17 protein-coding genes are annotated in these 20,381 nt (G+C 48.6%); 4 read left to right on the forward strand and 13 right to left on the reverse strand.

All coding sequences use genetic code 11. From position 1 onward, the window contains the following. Positions 1-6 precede the first annotated feature (6 nt). Positions 7-588, forward strand: coding sequence for a DUF1643 domain-containing protein (locus tag Q9R23_RS12995; protein WP_214729802.1), 582 nt, complete (start codon positions 7-9; stop codon positions 586-588). A gap of 105 nt (positions 589-693) precedes the next feature. Continuing rightward, positions 694-1,494 (forward strand): SMI1/KNR4 family protein, encoded by an 801-nt coding sequence (locus tag Q9R23_RS13000; protein ID WP_214729801.1) that lies wholly within the window; start codon positions 694-696, stop codon positions 1,492-1,494. Between the two features lie 75 nt (positions 1,495-1,569). Here Q9R23_RS13000 and Q9R23_RS13005 read toward each other — a convergent pair whose 3' ends face one another. The 8 genes from Q9R23_RS13005 to Q9R23_RS13040 all read right to left on the reverse strand — a co-directional run bounded on the left by Q9R23_RS13005 (position 1,570) and on the right by Q9R23_RS13040 (position 11,067). Further along, positions 1,570-3,945 carry a glycoside hydrolase family 31 protein gene (locus Q9R23_RS13005; RefSeq protein ID WP_311247231.1) on the reverse strand — a complete coding sequence of 792 codons (2,376 nt, stop codon included), beginning with the start codon at positions 3,943-3,945 and terminating at the stop codon, positions 1,570-1,572. Positions 3,946-4,098: 153 nt separating this feature from the next. Further along, positions 4,099-5,622: a cardiolipin synthase gene (locus tag Q9R23_RS13010; RefSeq protein ID WP_290784624.1), complete on the reverse strand. Its 1,524-nt coding sequence runs from the start codon at positions 5,620-5,622 to the stop codon at positions 4,099-4,101. A gap of 111 nt (positions 5,623-5,733) precedes the next feature. Beyond that, positions 5,734-6,855: a GTP-binding protein gene (locus Q9R23_RS13015; RefSeq protein WP_311247249.1), complete on the reverse strand. Its 1,122-nt coding sequence runs from the start codon at positions 6,853-6,855 to the stop codon at positions 5,734-5,736. Positions 6,856-7,333: 478 nt separating this feature from the next. Next, the gene (locus Q9R23_RS13020; protein ID WP_311247232.1) at positions 7,334-8,218 is read right to left on the reverse strand and encodes an alpha/beta fold hydrolase; all 885 of its coding nucleotides are present in this window, start codon (positions 8,216-8,218) and stop codon (positions 7,334-7,336) included. Between the two features lie 19 nt (positions 8,219-8,237). After that, positions 8,238-8,684, reverse strand: a complete 447-nt coding sequence (locus tag Q9R23_RS13025; RefSeq protein ID WP_290755685.1) for a DinB family protein — start codon at positions 8,682-8,684, stop codon at positions 8,238-8,240. Continuing rightward, on the reverse strand, positions 8,677-9,195 hold the full coding sequence (locus tag Q9R23_RS13030) for a GrpB family protein (RefSeq protein WP_290755683.1): 519 nt from the start codon (positions 9,193-9,195) through the stop codon (positions 8,677-8,679). Before Q9R23_RS13030 ends, Q9R23_RS13025 begins: the two co-directional genes overlap by 8 nt. Before the next feature lie 101 nt (positions 9,196-9,296). Next, entirely contained in the window at positions 9,297-10,034 is a 738-nt protein-coding gene (locus Q9R23_RS13035; RefSeq protein ID WP_214855566.1) for an acetoacetate decarboxylase, read from the reverse strand. Between the two features lie 13 nt (positions 10,035-10,047). Continuing rightward, positions 10,048-11,067, reverse strand: a complete 1,020-nt coding sequence (locus Q9R23_RS13040; RefSeq protein ID WP_214855563.1) for a ketopantoate reductase family protein — start codon at positions 11,065-11,067, stop codon at positions 10,048-10,050. Between the two features lie 101 nt (positions 11,068-11,168). Here Q9R23_RS13040 and Q9R23_RS13045 point away from each other — a divergent pair, with 101 nt between their 5' ends. After that, positions 11,169-12,050 carry a LysR family transcriptional regulator gene (locus Q9R23_RS13045; RefSeq protein ID WP_214855561.1) on the forward strand — a complete coding sequence of 294 codons (882 nt, stop codon included), beginning with the start codon at positions 11,169-11,171 and terminating at the stop codon, positions 12,048-12,050. Between the two features lie 38 nt (positions 12,051-12,088). Here the strand turns inward: Q9R23_RS13045 and Q9R23_RS13050 are convergent, their stop codons facing one another. From Q9R23_RS13050 to adhE, 5 genes are all read right to left on the reverse strand, one after another. Next, positions 12,089-13,663, reverse strand: a complete 1,575-nt coding sequence (locus Q9R23_RS13050; protein WP_311247233.1) for a 5'-nucleotidase C-terminal domain-containing protein — start codon at positions 13,661-13,663, stop codon at positions 12,089-12,091. Beyond that, complete coding sequence (locus Q9R23_RS13055) at positions 13,620-14,804, reverse strand: metallophosphoesterase (RefSeq protein ID WP_311247234.1); 1,185 nt, start codon at positions 14,802-14,804, stop codon at positions 13,620-13,622. Before Q9R23_RS13055 ends, Q9R23_RS13050 begins: the two co-directional genes overlap by 44 nt. A gap of 148 nt (positions 14,805-14,952) precedes the next feature. Further along, entirely contained in the window at positions 14,953-15,189 is a 237-nt protein-coding gene (locus Q9R23_RS13060) for a hypothetical protein (RefSeq protein ID WP_311247235.1), read from the reverse strand. A gap of 45 nt (positions 15,190-15,234) precedes the next feature. Further along, entirely contained in the window at positions 15,235-16,635 is a 1,401-nt protein-coding gene (locus Q9R23_RS13065; protein WP_311247236.1) for a hypothetical protein, read from the reverse strand. A 191-nt stretch (positions 16,636-16,826) separates the two neighbouring features. After that, positions 16,827-19,421: a bifunctional acetaldehyde-CoA/alcohol dehydrogenase gene (adhE, locus tag Q9R23_RS13070; protein WP_311247237.1), complete on the reverse strand. Its 2,595-nt coding sequence runs from the start codon at positions 19,419-19,421 to the stop codon at positions 16,827-16,829. A gap of 336 nt (positions 19,422-19,757) precedes the next feature. On the opposite strand from adhE, the gene Q9R23_RS13075 reads away from it, so the two are divergent. Then, positions 19,758-20,309 carry a beta-class carbonic anhydrase gene (locus Q9R23_RS13075; RefSeq protein ID WP_023467896.1) on the forward strand — a complete coding sequence of 184 codons (552 nt, stop codon included), beginning with the start codon at positions 19,758-19,760 and terminating at the stop codon, positions 20,307-20,309. Positions 20,310-20,381 lie beyond the last annotated feature (72 nt).

The following is a 20,381-nucleotide window of genomic DNA, read 5'->3' on the forward strand; positions in this document are numbered from 1 at the left end:
CCACCCATGACACCAGCCGATTCTTCCGAACTCTTGATTGAGGAATCGTCGATCCGCGTCCAGACGACGTTTGATCGAGACAAGACGAAACGCTATTTACGCAGCTATATCTTTGACGACATCGCAGAAGGAACGCATGTCGCCGCTTTAATCTACACACCACGGACGACGGACGCCTTTCTCTCCGGAACGACGACACAACGTGCGTACAATTTGATGAAGAAGTATGTCAGTGATCCCGTTAAACAATATGACATCATCAGTTTGATGCCGGACCTGCTCGTCAGCGAGGATCTGCCATTCGCTCAAGCGAGTTTCGATGAGACGAACTATGCGTTCGTCGCGAAGACACTTGCCGATGTCAAAGCGAAAAATGGCGTCGTCCTCTGTGGCTGGGGATCGCCTGGTCGACTGATGCACCATTTACCGGCTTACGAGGATCTATTCAATGAATATGCCGACATCTTGTACTGCTCTGGCATCACGAACAAAGGTGAACCGAACCATCTGCGCTTGACGATGGACGATAGCCCGATGATCACGTATAACGACATGAAACAAAAAGCGAAAAAGTTGCGTCGTAAATGACACAATGGACCCTTCCATAACGGATAGGGTCTTTTTTTGAAACATTTTCCATCAGCTTCGCGTATAATCTAGGTCTACATACTACATAGCAAGGAAGGTCATACGATGCCATTTTGGGATAAAGAGTTACAAGAAGAAACGATGATTTCAGTCAAAGAAACAGACATTCAACGAATCGAGCAAGCCGTCAACGGTTCACTCCCCGTCCGTTACCTCGAACAAATCCGGGAACAAAACGGTGGTGCCCCAGAAGCTATGGCCGTGATGGTCGAGTTCAAGAATACATGGTCGGACGAAGAAAGCGGATTGCACCTCCCACTCCGCTCCATGACGTCATTGACATTCGAACGGTATCTGGACGAATTGTCGGTCCTCAGGGAATGGGATGTCGAAGGAAACGTCATGATGTTCGCGGAAGGAGAAGGGAGCTATTTTTGGTACTTCCACTTCATGGAGGCTGCTGAGCCGACTGTCTGGTGCCTCGATATTTCGGATGAAACGACCTATTTTGTCGCGGCGACCTATGACGAGTGGTTAACGAAGCTGAGTACCGATGTTCCGGAAGTCGTCATGCCGGATGTTGTATTTCTGACGTTACCTGAAATCAAGGACATTCTCCGTGGAGATGACGAAAACGAAAAACTTCTCGCATACTCCCACTGGATGATTCTCGATGAAGAACAGGAAGAACTCATCGAAGCGTTCATGACACTGATCGAACGAAACGACCAGCCTGATTTCCTCGACTCTTATGCGTATTACCTCATGGAAGTCTTGACGAACAACCCGGAGTTGTTAGAACAGAAACGAGATGACGTCACGACCTTGATCCTCAGTAAAGGTGACGATCTCGATGCAGAAGACTTGCTATCTTGGATGGATGAAGAGATAGACGAAGAGTTCTGACCTCAACCAGAAAGCCAGTATTCCTCGTCCATATGGATGACGAATACTGGCTTTTTCGCATGCCTATCCAATCGTTTAAGACAACATCAACTCAAGCAGACAATCGACGAGATCCTTCTCGAGTTCGAGTGCTTGCAACTGGTGCATCATGTTGACCGGGTCGAGCTTTTGTGACAGCAGGCGGTACAAACGGTCCTTCAAATCATAGCTGATTTCCGCTTGGTCGAGGAATGCATACAACCGGTCCATCTTGTTCTCGTTCGTCGAGATCTCGACTTGAAGCGACAATGTGATCGTATCGGTCACTTCACCCAGTTCGACACGAAGGGACTGTGTCGCATGATCATAGACACCGGTGACACTCTCTCCGTCGCGCTGGACGTATCCTTCACGGACTCCACGTAAAATCAATGTGATCGACCGATTTTCCGGTAGCAAGTCACGATGTCCAGTCGGTGCAGCGATCGTCAGTTCACGCGCTTCCCAGTCGAGCGCGAATGTCGTCTCAACATTGACGCCGTCGCGGTGTGCGACCCCTGTGCTGTCGTCTTCAAACAACGTAAACCGGTTCGATGCTCCCGGGAAGACGACGACTTCGAGATCGTCCGGATTATGCAATGCATTCGAATGTTCGAGATGACGACCGATTGGGACGATCGCACCGGCTTTCGCGAGTACGCCTTGGTCTTCGAGATAGCGGAACAGACGGATCTGTTTGCCGCCACGGTACCGGTGCCCATTGAAGAAATCGAACCATTCCCCTTCTGGCAACCATGCAGTCGCAGCTGTCATGTGCAGTTTCCGATGCATCGGCGTGACCATCGGCGCAACGATCAATTCCGTTCCGAAGTAAAACTGATTCGGAACATTGTATGCTTGATCGTCTTCTGGATGCTCATAATACATTGGTGAGACGAGGGGCAAGCCGTCAAAGTGATTGCGGGCATTCATCGTGTAGATGTACGGCACAAGCTGATGCCGGAGTCGTAAATATTTCTTCATGACGTTCGCCGCATCGGTCGAATAGCGCCATGGTTCCTTCCCATTGAAGATGCTCATCGTACTATGCAGACGCATGATCGGACTAAAGACACCGTACTGGAGCCAACGTGTCGATAACTCGTCATCTTTTTCCCCGCGCTGGTGCCCCCCGATATCATGACTCCACCAGCCGTAACCGATGTTCGACGCCGTCGCCGTGAAATACGGCTGGAATTGGAGCGATGCCCACGAGATGATCGTATCGCCCGAGAACCCGACCGGATAACGATGACTTCCGGGACCCGCGTAACGCGAGAAGATCAACGGTCGATTACCATCGCGGGCGATATCAAGCGCATGATAATGATTGAGCATCCAGAGCGGATCGAGCCCCTTCATCTTCGAGTTCGCGCCCTGCTGCCAGTCGATCCACCAAAAGTCGACGCCATCCGCCTCATGCGGATGATGCAACTTCGTGAAGTAGTTCTCAATGAACGTCCGGTCCGAAAAATCAAACGGAATCCGAACATCCGATTCGGGATCAACGCCCATCGCGACCGCCATCGCCTCGTATGCTTCCTCAAACCCACGCACCCCGTCCGCCGGGTGCAAGTTAAGCGTGACCATCCGGTCGTCGTCCTTCAACCATTGCAAGAAGCCCCGTGGATCCGGGAATAGATCACGGTTCCACGTATAACCCGTCCAACCGCTCCCGTATTGTTCCGGAATATCGGTGACGTGCCAGTCCATGTCGATGACACTGACCGAGAACGGAATATCTTCCGTCTTGAAGCGTGTCATCAAATCCTTGTATTCCTTCTCACTATAACGCCAGTAGCGACTCCACCAGTTACCGAGTACCTGACGCGGTAACATCGGCGTCGGTCCTGTCAGGTGGTAGAAGTCACGCAGTGCCTGTTTGTAGTCGTGACCGTATCCGAAGTAATAGATGTCATGCGTACCGGAGCGTCGCGGTTCGACGAAGTGGTCTTCCGTCAGCACGAAGGCGTTCGAATCGTCGATCGCCGCGTATCCTTGCCGTGAGACAATTCCTTCTTCGAGAGGAATGACACCGTCCGCGTGGTCAAGCGTCCGTGCCGTTCCTTTTAATGTCCGGAGCGGTCCGCCGAACGTATAACGGCTGTAATAGGTACTGAAGTTCCCTAAGACATCGATATAAAGTGTGTTCGCAGCGAACGGTCCCTTCGTATAATGCAGATGGACGTGCTCGGTGATGATTTGCAATTCTTCCTCGTTTTCGACGATGCGATAAGCAGGTACCGGGAAATCACGATTGAAGACCGTTTGGGTCGGTCGATCCTCGAATTGTCCATCCGCCGCGTATTCGAGTCGGATCATCCGACTCGTCAAGACCGTGAAACGGTAGACATCTCCTTGGATGATAGCGTCTGGTCGTGCTTGTGGTTTCATGTCGCGCGTGTAGAAATGGGATTCATCAATTGTTCGCATACGAATTCGGGACTTCCGCCCCTTTCACTTCCTTCCAGGCTAAGTAGTGTGCAACCGATTACACATCTAGTGTATAAGAGTTCATGTTCCCACTTCAAGGAAGAATGAATCAAAAAAACGTCCCGCACCTGAAAATCGATGCGGGACGTTGCGTCATAATAAGGGTGAAATCAAGCGCGAAAGTGACTCGAAAATCCGGAAGCGGAGCGGACGTTTGACGTAATCATTCGATGATAACTGAATCGAGACGTCGAAATCAGCAATGAAGTCACGCTCGAGCTGTTCGGCACTTTCCGTATCGTACAGGAACGCCATTAGCTCATAGTTGAGGACAAAACTGCGAATGTCCATGTTTGCCGTTCCGACAGCCCCAATCTTGCCGTCGACGAGAAATAGTTTGGCATGGATGAAGTGACGGTTGTACGTGTAAATCTTGACCCCATCTTTCAGGAGTGGTCCAAAGTAGGAACGGGTGCCGTAGTAAGACGTAAAGCTATCGCCTTTCCCCGGTGTCAGGATGCGGACGTCAAGCCCGGCACGTGCAGCAAGTCGAAGTAACGTCATCGTCTCATTGTCCGGAATCAAATACGGTGTCGCGATCCAGATCGAGCGTTGCGCCGAGATGATGGCCGCAATCAAGGCATTGCGAATCGCGGGATCCTTTGAGGTCGGTCCGCTCGTGACGATTTGAATCGCTCCGTCGGACGCAACATCATGTTTCGGGAAGTACTGGTGGATTGTCTCTTCCCCCGCAAACGTCTCCCATGTGTCGTCCGATTCGATTTGGGCATAAATCCAGTCGTCGAGGAACGTCGCTTGTAATTCCTTAACGGCACGTCCTTCGAGCCGTAAGTGCGTATCGCGCCAAAACCCGAACTTCTTACTCTTGCTATCGTACTCATCACCGACGTTCAGTCCACCGGTGAAGCCAACCTTCCCATCAACGACGACGATTTTCCGGTGATTGCGGAAGTTCGCCGTGAAGATGAATAAGGGACTCGAGATTGGATCATAGGCTGCGATATGTGCCCCAGCGTCGCGTAACGGACGTAGGAAATTCTCACCAAGCATATAGCTTCCAAGTCCGTCATACATGAACCGCACTTCGACCCCCGCTTCGAGTCGCTCGATCAATGCTTCCCGGATTGCCTTGCCTGTCTCATCGTTTCGATAGATGTAGTACTGGATGTGGACGTGATGTTTCGCTTGACGAATTGCGTCAAGAATCGCCGGGAACGTCGCTTCCCCGTTCGTCAAAATCTCACTTGCTGTATGAACGTCCACCCCGCCCCCACCGAAGTTACGAATCGTGTTCGCAAGCTTCAAGTGATTCGGTGGCAATTCACTGACGGCAAGCGACCGGACTGGACGAATCGCTTGTTTCAGCAATTTCCGTTCGTCATGCGAACGACGATTCCGGCGGCGACGCCGTGGATTCCGACCGAACATCAACCAGATGATGACTCCGAGAATCGGTAAGAAAATTAGAACGAGGAACCAAGCGATCGTTGATTCCGCTGTCCGGTTCTCGATGAAGATGATCATGATGACGGCGAGCGGCACGACCGTCGCTGAAATCGTTAAGACATAAAATAAATAGCCGAGTTGATATAGTCCCCAAATGATGCCACCGGCGACTAAAAATACGAGTGCGAATTGTAAAATCCGGTTACGCACAGACCTTCCTCCTTCAATTAACATACCTTCACTAGTATTCTTTCCCCATTCACTATGAAAATATAACAAAAAAGAGAAACCGCAGATACGGTTTCCCAAAAGATTGACCTCTTATAGAAAGTTTTCTTCGTACATCTCGCGACCAGGGATTGGATCATTCAGTGACGCCCAGTCCGTTTCGTGTTCCTGGATGAGACACGCATCGAATAGCGCTTCGAGCTTCTCTTGCTCCAGTCCGATGCCGATCAAGACGAGTTCGGTCCGTCGGTCCTCATCTGATGCAAAACGACCAGCATATTCCATGTTCGACGCATATCCTGCCTGATGGAACAATAGTGCCATCTCAGGACGTGTCGCGAGGAACAAGAATCCTTTCGCCCGGACGACTTCTTGCGGCCAATCTTCGATCAAGGCAAGCAAACGCTCAGGATGGAATGGCACGTCGCGTTTGTAGACGAATGAACTGATCCCGTATTCTTCCGTTTCCGGAAGATGTTCTTCGGCATTCAACTCGCGGATCCAACCGGCACTTGCTGCTGCTTGTTCGAAGTCAAATAGATCAACGTCTAATATCTCTGTCGGATCGACTTGACCATACGTCGTCTCAATCAGACGAGCCACTGGATTCAATGCCTTTAGATAGCCGATGACGGTATGGCGTTCTTCCGGTGTCAGGCGATCGACTTTATTTAAGACAATGATGTCCGCAAACTCGACTTGGTCGACGAGTAGATCGACGACTTCGCGCACGTCTGTCTCATCGACTGCCTGTCTGCGCTCGATCAACGACTCACCGGATTCGAAGTCCTTCAGGAAACGGTACCCATCGATGACCGTGACCATCGCATTGATTTTCGTGACTTGTGATAAGTCGATGGCACTGTCCGGATCTTCGTACGTGAAGGTCTGGGCGACCGGAATCGGTTCCGAGATACCACTCGATTCGATGACGATCCCGTCAATATCGCCTTGATCGACGAGGCGTTTGACTTCAAGCAACAGATCATCACGCAATGTGCAGCAAATGCAGCCGTTCGAAAGCGTGACGAACGACTCTTCAGTCCGCGAGAATCCGCCTTGCTCAATCAATGCCGCGTCAATGTTGACCTCACTCATGTCGTTGACGATGATCGCAAGACGGCGCCCTTCGCGATTATGTAGCAAATGGTTCAATAGTGTCGTTTTACCGGATCCTAAGTAACCGGATAAAACGGTGATCGATATCGGTTGCATCATCATTCACCCTCCAAAACGTAATCGTTACGTTTTATAGGGTAACCGACTTTTTATCTGACGTCAATCGTAATGATTTCGATTTATTTTGTTCTCTAAAAAAAAGCCGATAAGCATCGACTCAAGGAGTAGACCGGGCTGACTCCAAAAAAATGACGCATCTTCTCACGCCCTTTCCTCAGGCGAGACACAAGCCAGTTTTCCTGCTTCCTTCAAGCAGGAAAGCGGGTCTTGTTCGTCTCTGACAGCGCATAATGCGCTTTTTCCTGTAGGAGTGGTGTGTGACGCGTCATTCTTTGTAGATACTGGCTTTAGAGTCAGCTCCGTCAGATATTCCGAAGCATAAGAAAAGAAACTTTTTTCCGCTCGGAATTTCTTTTTAGGGAAATACAAGCAGGAGCGACCTTGCAACGAAATGTACCGACGCGATGCTTGTTCTAGGAAAACGATTCGAGCGAAACGAAAAAGCGTAACCTTACTACTGACTTTGAATCGGTAAATCCCATGTCGAGCCAATCAAATCCGTGATCCGCTCCGCTGCCTCGTGTGAAAATCCCGCGATCGTGTAATGATTCGTATCTGCAATCACATGATACATTCCGTTCGGTAAACTGTCAGCGAACGCAGCGTGAGCCGCATTGATTTGTTCGGTCAATGCCGGGTTCAACCAACTTTCTGGCATACCACCCGCCCAGTTCGAAGCGGACAGGACGAGGACCGGCTGCGTCACGTCTTCGATCAACGAAAGAATCATCTGATTGTTCTCCTCGACCGTTCGCCATTCATCGAGCGTTCCCTGCCAATGCCCAGGTGCCGCAAAATGCTGCCACATCGGTAATTGATCGGCTTCCGGTAAGACACTGAACATCTTTTTGCCGAGACGATCAGGAATCATCCAGGCGATTGGTCGGACGTGACTAAGGAAATAGAGGAATCGATTCCACTTCTCTTGTGTTCGTTCGTACCAGTTCGGCAATGCCGCATCGACATCCGGGTGCGACGGATCAAGCAAGACGATGCCGCGTGTCTCGTCTGCAAACAGGCGTCCACTTGCAAGCGAGATATAAGCTCCGAGCGAGTGACCGATGAAGACATAGGGTCCTTCGACTTGAAGTATCCGTAAAACATCTGCCAACTCATCCGCTTGATGTGTAAAGAGTCGTTTGTTTTTGCCACGACTCGACCGCCCATAACCGAGACGCGAATATTCAAAGACCCGCCCCCGTTTCAATAATTCAGTTCGGAGCCAACCCCACTGATGCCGATTCGACATCATCCCGTGATCGAGGACGAATGTGACGTCCCCACTTCCCGTCAACCGGGTATCAAATCGACCGGCTGATGTTTCGACGATATATTCCATACACTATCCCTACTTCCATTCATTCAAATAACGAGATCTCTAGTTCGTACCCAAGGATGTTCAAGTAATCAAATAACTGGGATCGATGATGATAGAGATGCACGGCTGCTTCGATCGCCCAGCCGTTCATCGAGTCGGTAACCCCCCAGTACGTCGGACGCGTCAAAAATCCGATTGTGACTTTTTCTTGATAGACCCGAAAGGCTTGATTGATTCGCTCTGATAACTGATTGCACATGACCGGTTCCGCATAAAATGCCTGCATCGCTTCTGCCGTTGCTCCTTCTGCGAGCATTAAATCGGCTTCAAGCAATACAGCAAGATGGACGGCGACTTCACCGACGGTCCGCTTCCCGGGAATCGGTTGCGCGTTCCAGTCCTTTGCTTCGATCTTCTCAAACAAGACTTTCGACGTCTTTACACCAACACTGACATGGCGAATGAGAGCACGTTCCCAGTCAGTCATGCGCGTTCCCCCAAGTAATTGCGCGGAGTTCGAGTTCCTTGACGAACGCATCCTTGCCGGCGATATAGGCTTCGATATCGAGCGGATATGTTGTCGCTAATTGTTCCTTTAATGCTCCGTAAGCAGCGGCTTCTTCTGGATGGGTACGTAAGTAATCCCGGAAGACGAGATGACGCATGATTTCTGGATTTCCCGCCGCATAGAGATGGATGTGATGCGTCCGTTCGTCGCCGCCTTTTCGGTAATAGCGGCGTCCCGGCATGCCGAATTCACCCTTCGCTTCGTAACCGAGTGCTTCCATCGGTTCATCAAACTGCTCGATTCCCTCGAGCGCATCGACAACAGGCAGGATATCGATGATCGGTTTTGCCGCGAGTCCTGGAACTGATGTACTTCCCATATGATGGATTTGCTTAAGACGTACTCCGAACACCTCCCGTAATCGGTACGCTTCTCGCTCGTATTCACTCGCCCATTCTGATTGATACGGTAACACAATGACTTGTCGCATGATCGTCTCCCCCTCTCATCTCAGTATGCCAGTTTTTAGGGTAAAACAAAACGACCATCCGTTTTGGAGGTCGTTTTGCTACATATGATGTTAGAGAAGTGTTAGTCCTTTAGATAATCAAACAGTTTCGCAGGTCCACCGAGTCGGAGATCAGCGATGATATGCTGAGCATCGACGACCTTTCGAACAGGGAAGTCAGCGAGTGGTGCCATGACATGTTCAAACAATTGAAGCCGAGCCGGTCCACGATATGCTTCTTTAATCTCAAGATCCGTGATTTGACTGCGTGTCAGTTCAGAGATGATCAACTCGCCTTGATAACCGCGATGTTGTTTGAGCATGAACTGCGGCGCACCGACAATTGACTGTGCCTCTTCGACTGCCATCGGAACGTATTTGTATCCCATCGTCGCTTGTGCAACGCGGAGCGAATGATAGTCAAGCGTTCCAACGAGTACATCATTGTCGAGATACAATCGGGGTGAACCATACTTCTTCGGAAAAGCAGCTACTTCTCGACCAGAGGCGATCGCCGGCTGATTGTTGACATACATCGATAGGTAGAACTCACCGATTTCCCCTTGATACCGAACCGGAATGACTTGCCCGCACTCAAGATAACTCCCAAGACCTGTGCTATCTGGCATATTGATGATTTCGAACTTGATCTGATTGCTCAGCACCTCAAGCGGTTCCGGAACGACTGCTTGTAACGCTTCGATGTCCGTCTCATAGATGATGTTCAAGTATTCCCGATTCCGAAAGAAGATATCGACTGCCGGAAAGACCGGCGCATTGATCGGCGTCGCGACGACATTTTTTACATCTTCTTGTCTCATCTGAATTCCTCCTTTACGCATTCAATAATGTTTCAAAGCGTGCGACACTTGTTTCAAAATCAGGAACTGTCTTCGCTGCTTGCGCTTCTTCTACGATTTCTTGAATGAGTGAGTTGAACGGTGTTGCGATATCGTACGTCTTGCCGTACATCGTGACGATCCCATTGATGAAACGAATTTCAGTCGGTTGTCCTTTTTGTAAATCCTGCAACATACTCGCTTCTAAGTCGCGTGATCCGTGCATCAATCGTGGTACAGTGATCAATTTTTCATCGATATCGTCTAATGTCGCATAGGCTGCCGGCTCAAACGTACTCATCATTGCGAATGTGATGCCGTGGGCGTGACCGACCTCAACAACTTCCTGCATTGTATGGATTGCTGCCCGTAACAAGACAGGATGATCGAGAACGTCGCCGTACGTACCGTTACACGCAGCGGATAAACCACTGAACGTACTATTGATGACGAGTTTTGACCATTTCGTTCCTGGTAGATTATCAGAGATTTCTGTCCCACCGATGTGATCAAGGATTTCCTTCAGTTGGACGATCCGATCCGTCTTCTTCCCGTCCAGTTCACCGATTTGCATCGCATACGTCTTGAAATGTTCGTAATCTGATGTCAGGCGTGACTCACCTGGTCCGACGTATGTCGCTCCGAACTCGACGGATCCCGCAATGATACGTTCGCTTGGAATCTGTTGTTGAATGAACTCTTCCGGTACACCGTTTTGCAAGGAGACGAGAATGCCGTCTTCCTTCAAGATCGTCCGCACTTTCGCGAGGACCGGTTCATTGTAGACCTGCTTCGTCAGCAATAATATGATATCGTACGTCTCTGTGATGTCATCCGGATGAATGGCATGAACAGCTTGCGTTAAATCCGGACCAATGACGTGTGCCCCTGTTGTGTTCAGCGCCTCGATATGTGCGCGGTTCGTATCAATCAAATCGACATCCGCATACTGTTGACTTAGATAAGCTCCCATGATGGTTCCAAGGGATCCTGCTCCGTAAATTCCGATTTTCATTTCTATCACCTCTGGAATATACGGTATAATAGTTTCATCATAAACGGAAATATATATAATTATATGTTTTGATAATCTATAGGTTATGTCAGGAGGATATCATGGAACTCTTACATTTAAATTATTTTCGTCACGTTGCAGAGGAATTGAACGTAACGCGTGCTGCCGAACGATTATTCATCAGCCAACCTGCCCTTAGTGCGACGATCAAGAAACTCGAGCGTGAATTGAACACGATATTATTTCATCGAAAAGGCAGAACGATCAGTTTGACTGAAAATGGTCGACTGTTACTTCAGTCTGTCGAAAAAATCGAACACGAGTTGACACGTGTTCAGGAACGAATGGTACGAAACGATGCATCAACGGAAACACCACTCAGTCTTGCCAGTTCACATGGTCGCTTCATCCAATTGATTCTACGGGAGTTTCTTCTTCCACAAACTGCTCCATTGTTCAACTCGGACATCCTCTCGAACCGTGAAATCCTGAGCGGTCTCCTTCATCAAGAATTCCATTTCTCAATCAGCTTCATGGAACTCAAACATCCGCTCATTACGAGTGAACCGATCGTTGAAGAAGATATTGTCATCACGTATCCAGCTTCTTATTCAGAGAAAGAAGCAATTAAGATGCTCTATGCGGATGAAACCGAAACTGCCTTTTTGTTCCCGTCCCACAATAAGGACTACAACCGCTTCATCCAATTGAAGATGGCGGAACTGAATATCTATGCCGATACCACGCACTACATCGATGACGTCTCACTTCAGCTCGCCTTACGCCAGCAACGGTATTACAGCTTTGTTCCTGTTTCCGTCTGTCGCGAGATGGGGCTTCCCTTCATTACGGACGATGTATTTACAGTAAAGTCACGACTCTACATGTCGCATGCGACGAATCAATTGACGGTCGAACAAGCAATCATGTACGAACGCATTAAACTGTTTCTACTTTCGCAACGCGCATATCTAATCAAATAAAAACGGATGCCTGCATATGCAGACATCCGTTTTTCATATTACTTCGTGATGAAGTAGCGTGATTGATCAAGATGATCCTTCGCTGTATAGATGTTGAGTTTATATGAGCCGTTCGTCAATGCCTGACGCATCTTCAGAACGTAGTTCCCGTGCTGGTCCGCCACGTCTTGGGCGATCAATTGGTAACCAGACGCTGTTTTTTGGTAGAGACGGACGATTTGACGTTTTTCGACTTTACCTGTCAACGTCTTTTTGCCTGACCATTTTTTAACCGGGTATGTGTTCTTGATTGTAAACGACGCTTTTTTCATGATTTTGTTCGAGATGTCTGTCGACTTGACTGTGTATGTTCCTGTCGTTAGACCGTTCTTGACCGCGATTTTGAAGCCGCTTGCCGTCGTTTTCGCTTTCGCAATCTTCGTTGATCCTTTGTAGAGGGTGACGTCAAGACCTTCCGTTGCTTTACCGCGGAGGATAGTTGATCCGTAAACTGCTGATTTTTTATCGATTGCCGGTGTCGCAACGACACCTGTTCCGACCGTCACGTTCGTTTCTGTTTTCATGAAGCTGAGTTCTGAGACGATTGTCAACTTGTCACGCAATTTGAGCGGACGTGTCACGACTTCATATTGACCCGCTTCGTTTGCTGTTGCTGTTCCAAGGACTTTATCACCGAGTTTGACCGTGACTTTTGCGCCCGGAACGGCTTGACCTATGACGACTTTCGCACCTGGTTTAACTGCTTTTGCCGAGACCGTGAAGTCTTTCATCGGCACATTCATGTTGAATTTAAGGAACGTACCTGTCTCACCTGGACGTGTTTCACCTGTGTTTGTGATACCTTCATACCGCTTAACGTACGGTGCAGCTGCAACCGCTGAATCAAAGCTGACCGTCATCGGTTTGCTTGCAACGAGTGACCAGTTATCGTCCGCTTTGTAATCAACCGGTTGTTTCGCTTTGATGAAGTCCGAGATGACGTTACGTGTTTCGTAAGCCGATTTGTAGACGATGTTCTTTCCGCCGCCAAGACCTGGGAACGTCGCACTACCAGCGCGATAGTTGTTCGTCGCAACGAGGAATTCTTGATCGTCTGTGATCGCTTTGCCTTTATATTTGATGTTTTGAACACGACTTGCTTCTTTATTGGCGACACCACCGTTATAATCAAATTTTGCCGGTTTCGTGATGTCGATTTCATATGTCAATCCGTCGAGGATATCGAAGTTGTAGCTCCGGAAATCTTTGTTCAACAACTCTGTCTGCTCACCACCAACTTGGTTGAATTGACCGGCAGACATCTCAAGCCAATCTTTGACGTCAGCACCTGTTACTTTGACGACTTCGAGTGTATTCGGATAAACATAGAGATCGGCAACGTTCTTCAGTGCGATCGGTCCCTTTTTGATCAAAGTGTAATCGGATGCGTTGACTTGGTTACGACCACCTGTTTTGAATGGTGCACCTGCAGATAACAACGGGAGATCTTTATATTTCGCAAGATCCGCATTTTCTTTGAGTTGTTTCTCGACATACCATTTTTGAGCGTTCGTCACGAACTGAACCGAATCAATCGTCTTGCGCGAGGGCAAAGAAGCTCTGGATATCATCATTGATCGTACCGACTTCTTGACGAATATATGCGAGTGTTCCTTCATGCGATTTTTCGATCAACTTGACGGCACCTGCATCTGCTGTCGTGTCTTTCGTCACGTCCGCTAATTTAGCGCCAGATGTATCAACGACCCATTTCCCGTCAACTTGCTTCAATTGAAGATCGATGACACCGACGTTCTTCCCTTGCGTGTTCGCCATGACGACCGGCTTGCCATTGATCAAGCCGTTCGTTGCATCAACGTTTGGTAGTTTATTAAACGCCGAATCGGCTGCCGGGAATTTGCCGTGCTGGTGACCGGTCATCAAGACATCGATGTCTGCGACTTTCGTCAACGCGTAGCCAACGTTCTCATCACCATCTTTTTGATCCGTCGTATCCCCGATACCTGTATGTGCGAGTGCCACGACGACATCTGCGCCAGCATCTTTTAATTTCTTCGCTGTTGCTTTAGCAGTCGGGATGATATCTTCAGCCGTGACTTTCCCCGTCAGGTTCCCCGCATCCCATGCCATGATTTGTGGCGTGACGACTCCGAACACACCCACTTTGACTGTTTTCATGTCACCGTTCTGGTCCTTGACTTGACGTTCGATGATTTGATAGTCTTTTCCATCTTTGTTGTAGTCCGCGACGATTGGCTTTTTCGTGACTGCATCCAATACGTTCGAGTTGACGAACTTGATTGAACCGCTCGAAGCACTCATCGCTGACTTGAGGAAATCAAGACCGAAGTTGAATTCATGGTTTCCGAGTGTGACTGCATCATAACCGAGGTATTCCATCAATTCGTACATCGGATGTTTGCCTTTGTTTCCTTTGTCATACTGATTCTTGACGTAATCACCAAACGGCGTTCCTTGAAGAGTATCTCCGTTATCAAACAAGAAGCTGTTCGTCGCGCCCACTTCCGTTTGTTGCTGTTTGATGACTGTAGCCGCTTTGACGAGACCGATCGTCTCGTCCTGCGCATCCTTGAAATAATCGTAGTTCATTGAGTTCGTATGTAAATCCGTTGTTTCTAAGAAGCGTAACTTGACGACACTGTTGTCGGCAGCAAGTGTCTTGACTTGAACGACTGGTACGAGCATCGGTGCGATCAATGTCGATGCGATGACAAGTTTTGTAGCTTTTTTCATATGTATTTCCCCCCAGGAAGTTTTAACTGCTTCATTAATTTAGCATGGTTCGATTATAGCTAATAGTCCTTTCAAATAGGTCGGACATCCGCCTATTTAACCTACTTAACCAATTCCAAATACTGGCTTTACATTGTTGATTTTACCTTTACAAATCAGGTTCAATAAAAAAACGATACATTTCAGGACATGAACCTGAAAACGTATCGTTTATAATTGATGTAGAACGTAATTGTTCATTCTCAACTCCTACAGGAAAAGAAAGCACGTTTTTCGCTTTCGTCAGGGTCAGGTGAGACCCGGTAGACGAAACGTAGTTTAGGATACCGCGGCTTACCTCCCGCCTGTGGAAAGCGAGAATGACAATAACGTTCGTCGTCTCCATTCATGGCACATCTCCTAGTGGAAGAGCTTCATCACTCCACGTCTCTTAAACCGTTTTGTCGGGCTTCCGCCGGACGACATAACCAAGAATTCCACCAAGTAACGCAAGTCCTGTTGCGAAAAGCACCGTCCATCCTGCCGTCTGTTGAGCGAACTCGAATAAGACGTCACTCCGCCACTTCATCGCGAACTGAACATATGAAGCTTGACTGACGATGAAGCTGATGACACCGATCGCGATCGCAAAAATGAATGGGTCGATGATCGACTTGAAACTCCGGATACTACAGACGAAGTAAATCACAAATGTCACGAGTAACAACACCCAATACGCACTCTCACTTGAGATGTTTGGTGCCGTCGTTCCGGCCGATTCAGCATCAATTGCTTGGATCGTCTGTCGTGCGACACCGAAATCAACAGGATCAAGCTTCAATTGTGTCGCTGATAAATCAGGACGTTCTCCACCGATTAACGTCAGCAATTGTTCCGTCACCCGATTCGTATCAATCCCATCGACGACTTTCTGAATCGAGTCATTGAGCTGTTCCGTTGAAGTCTCCCCGTTTAGCATCGAGACCGGGATTTCCGCATTCGCTCCAAGGACGTCTGCTTGATACACGACTTGTCCACCATGAATCCAGTCATACATCCCTCCACTTCCGGCGTTCAGACTCGCAACGGTCAATGCCGTTCGTAGTGAGGAATCACCGTCATACTCCGCTTCGTCCTGCACCGTAAAGACAAGTTGGAGCGTACTCGCGAACATCAAAATCAGCAAGCTGGCACGTCCGGCAGCTGTCAGACCGGATAACTTTTGCGGGAAAAACGCCATCCAACCAAGCAGACTGACGACGAGAAGTGGTAAGATCCCGCTCATCGCATAGCCGTCTTGTAACGCAAGGAATGGGACACTGTTTCCGCGTCCGGCAAGAACAAACCAGATGATGCCGACCGTTAAAAAGAAACTGACCGATCGAATCGTCCACCCAAGCCGACTTGCCTTAATCCGTAACACTAAAAATAACAGGACGATCAATCCGATACCAAAAACAGAATAAAGCAACGTGCCGTAAGAGACATCGAACGTCAATGGCGCGAGGACTTGTCTTAAGTCAATCCCAAACAACGATAAGACGTCGCCGGCAGAACTTGCATCCAGCACCTGATTGATGATCCCTTCTCGGACTGCGCTCGGCATCGTAATCGACAGCCCACCGACGAACAGAAGCATCAACGAAACAGTGATGTCTGTTTCTTTCCATGTGATATCCGCCTGTTGCATCTGCTTCACGAGATCCTGATAGTCTGAGGATGAGGTGATTTGTGAAGTCAAAAATGCCATCACACCGTAGATGACACCGAAAAAGATGAGACCGATGAGGACGCCATACAGGACGTCCCAGACGGAAAACCGTCGTTGTTTCCTTTCTTGCCTTGACTCCATCCCATTTCCTCCTTTTTATGTCTGATGTTTGAATATTCCTGCTACAACGAAACCAAAAACATCAAATTCATTCAACAGCCATTATATCCCACTTTTTCTCTGACTGTCTCCATCGATTTCCAAAACAAAAACCGACTTCTCAGAGTGAGAAGCCGGTTGAACGATCTTTTGCCATAGTATTTTTTTCTCTATTAGATGCCTTCGTATGCTTGTTCCATGATCGTCCGTAATTCAGCGACAAGCGGCATCTTTGGATTCGCTGTCGTACATTGATCTTCGAAAGCATCGACTGCCATCTTATCGAGTTTTGCCTCAAAGTCTGCTTTTTGAATACCTTGCGCCTTGAATGACATCTTGATGTTGAGACGTTGTCCAAGATCGGCAACTGCTTGAATAAGTGATTCGACCCCTTGTTCTGTCGTTGCTGCCGGAAGACCGAGGTAACGTGCGATGTCCGCATACCGTTCATCGGCGACGAATGATTCGTATTTTGGGAATGCTGCCAGTTTCGTTGGGCGTGACGCATTATAACGAATGACGTGTGGCATCAGGATCGCGTTCGTCCGTCCATGTGGTGTGTGGAATTCCCCACCGATTTTGTGCGCGATCGAGTGGTTGATTCCGAGGAAGGCGTTCGCGAAAGCCATCCCTGCCATCGTTGACGCATTGTGCACTTTTTCCCGAGCTTCTGCGTCAGATCCGTTCTCGTACGCTCGTGGCAAGTAGTCAAAGATCATCTTGATTGCTTTGAGTGCCAGTCCATCCGTGTAGTCGTTCGCAAGAACCGATACGTATGCTTCTGTTGCATGAGTCAAGACGTCCATTCCGGTATCAGCAGTAATCGAAGCCGGGACGGTCATGACAAATTCCGGATCAACGATCGCGACGTCGGGTGTCAAGGCATAGTCAGCAATCGGGTATTTGACGTTTTTCTCTTTATCCGTGATGACGGTGAACGGTGTCACTTCTGAACCCGTACCCGATGTCGTCGGAATCGCGACGAACTTCGCTTGACGACCGAGTGTCGGAAATTTGTAGGCACGCTTACGAATATCCAGGAATTTTTGACGCAAGTTTGAGAATGTTTCGTTCGGCTGTTCATAGAAGAGCCACATTCCTTTCGCAGCATCCATCGCTGACCCACCACCAAGAGCGATGATCAAGTCAGGTTTAAAGTCACACATCGCTTGGGCACCTGTCTGAACAGTTGTCACTGATGGATCTGGTTCGACTTGGTCGAAGATTCGGTAACTGACAGACTGTGGCAAGTTTTGAATCACTTTATCGGCATATCCGAATTGCACCATCGTTGGATCGGTGACAATCATGACGCGTGAAACGTCAGTCATTGACCGGAGGTACTGGACGGAGTTCTTTTCGAAGTAGATTTTTTCAGGAACTTTGAACCATTGCATGTTCACGCGTCGTCTCGCCACCTTCTTGACGTTGAGTAAATGTTTCGCTGTCACGTTTTCAGAAACAGAGTTTTTCCCATATGAGCCGCAACCGAGTGTCAGTGATGGTGTCAACTCGTTATAAAGATCACCGATTCCGCCATGAGCAGATGGACTGTTGACGAGGATCCGGCAGGCTTTCATGCGGAGTCCGAATGCTGTCATCAAATCATCGTTCGTCGTATGAATGACGGCTGTATGACCGAGACCCCCGATTTCAAGCATCTGTTCAGCAATCGTAAACGCTTCTTCGGTGGATGCGACACGGTACGCACCGAGGACGGGACTGAGTTTTTCATGAGACAGTGGTTCTGCTGCTCCAACGTGCTCGAGTTCCGCGACGAGCATGACCGTCGTTTCCGGAACGTCGATCCCGGCTTGTTCTGCAATCCATGTCGCAGGTTTCCCGACGATGTCCGCGTTGACGGCACATGTATCGGTTTTGATGACGAGTGATTCGAGGCGTTGTTTTTCTTCCGGTGTACAGAAGTAACAACCGAGTGCTTCCATTTCTGCACGGACCGTTGCATATATTTCTTGGTCAACGATGACGGCTTGCTCAGACGCACAAATCATCCCATTATCAAACGTTTTTGAAAGAACGAGATCGCTGACTGCCCGTTTGACTTTTGCTGATTGTTCAATGTAGCACGGAACGTTCCCTGGTCCAACACCGAGTGCCGGTTTACCTGTTGAATACGCTGATTTGACCATTCCTGCACCACCTGTTGCCAGGACCATGGCGATGTTTTCATGGTTCATCAAGACTTTCGTTGCTTCAAGTGATGGTTCTTCGACCCATTGAATGCAGTCTTTCGGCGCCCCAGCTTTGATGGCTGCATCGCGAAGTGTTTTCGCCGCTTCGACGGAACACCGTTGTGCCGACGGGTGGAACGCGAAGACGATCGGGTTGCGGGTCTTGATCGCAATCAATGCTTTGAACATCGTCGTCGATGTCGGGTTCGTGACTGGTGTTACACCACAGACGACACCGACCGGTTCAGCGATATAGGTGATGCCGTTTTGGACATCTTCTTCTAAAATCCCGACCGTTTTTTCATGACGTAGACTGTTGTAGATGTATTCTGTCGCAAATATATTTTTAATCATCTTATCTTCAAAGACACCGCGACCTGTCTCTTCTGTTGCGAGACGAGCGAGTTCGACGTGCCGTTCAAGTCCGGCAAGTGCCATATCACGGACGATCGTATCGATTTTTTCTTGATCGAATGTCAATAACTCCTGTAATGCACGTTGTCCTTTTTCAACGATTTGTCCAATTGCTTGTTCGACCGGCGTTGCCGTCGATTTTGTTTTTTCTTTCACAGCCATGAGTGGTTTCCTCCCTGTCGTGGAACGAATCTGAGTTTGATTTGCCAACCATTATGTCAGGAATGCCAAGCTGTTTTTCAATAGTTTGTGCTTTCCTTCACAAATCAATCATAACTCCTTTTTCCTGCTTTGTGCATGACCATCCTGTGAATTCCCTCACATCCTTGGTAACGTTTACATCTATTGCGGATTCTCCTTTTTCATCGTTTTGCTTCATGTACATGGATGTGTGCGATTTGTCACACCTTGCGTTTTCCTGACTTGATAGCCGTTTCATCATCTTGTATTCTGATATGGGGTACATATTAAGAGCTACCACTAAAGGAGGACACTTCAATGTCAGTTGTACAGGAAATGCTAGCCTTCAACGAGCGATTCGTCGCCGAAAAACAGTATGAGCAGTTCGTCTCGGATAAGTTCCCGGATAAAAAGGTCGTCATCCTGACATGTATGGATGCCCGCCTAACAGAACTTCTTCCACACGCACTCGGCCTAAAAAACGGGGATGCGAAGATCATCAAAAATGCCGGTGCTATCCTATCGCACCCATTCGGTTCCGTCATGCGCTCGATTCTCGTCGCGTTGTATGCCCTTGGCGCTGAAGAAGTCGTCGTCATCGGTCACCACGATTGCGGCATGAGCACGATTGATCCTAAACACATGATCAGCGAAATGAAGGATCGAGGTATCGACCAACAGATTCTTCACACGCTTGAAGTATCAGGTGTTGATTTGAACCAATGGTTACGTGGCTTTACGTCAGTTCAGGAGAGTGTCGCCCACTCCGTCAGCCTCGTGAAGAACCACCCATTACTGCCACCTGGTACGAATGTCCATGGACTCGTCATCGACCCAGGGACCGGTAAACTCGACGTCGTCGATTGCTGATTGCTCTCTTATAGAAGAAACTCAAATAGATTCGGGATATTCTACTCCGTCTTAAATTAAAGATGATGTGCC

The sequence above is a fragment of the Exiguobacterium sp. BRG2 genome, from assembly GCF_031844245.1.
Classification (GTDB): domain Bacteria; phylum Bacillota; class Bacilli; order Exiguobacteriales; family Exiguobacteriaceae; genus Exiguobacterium_A.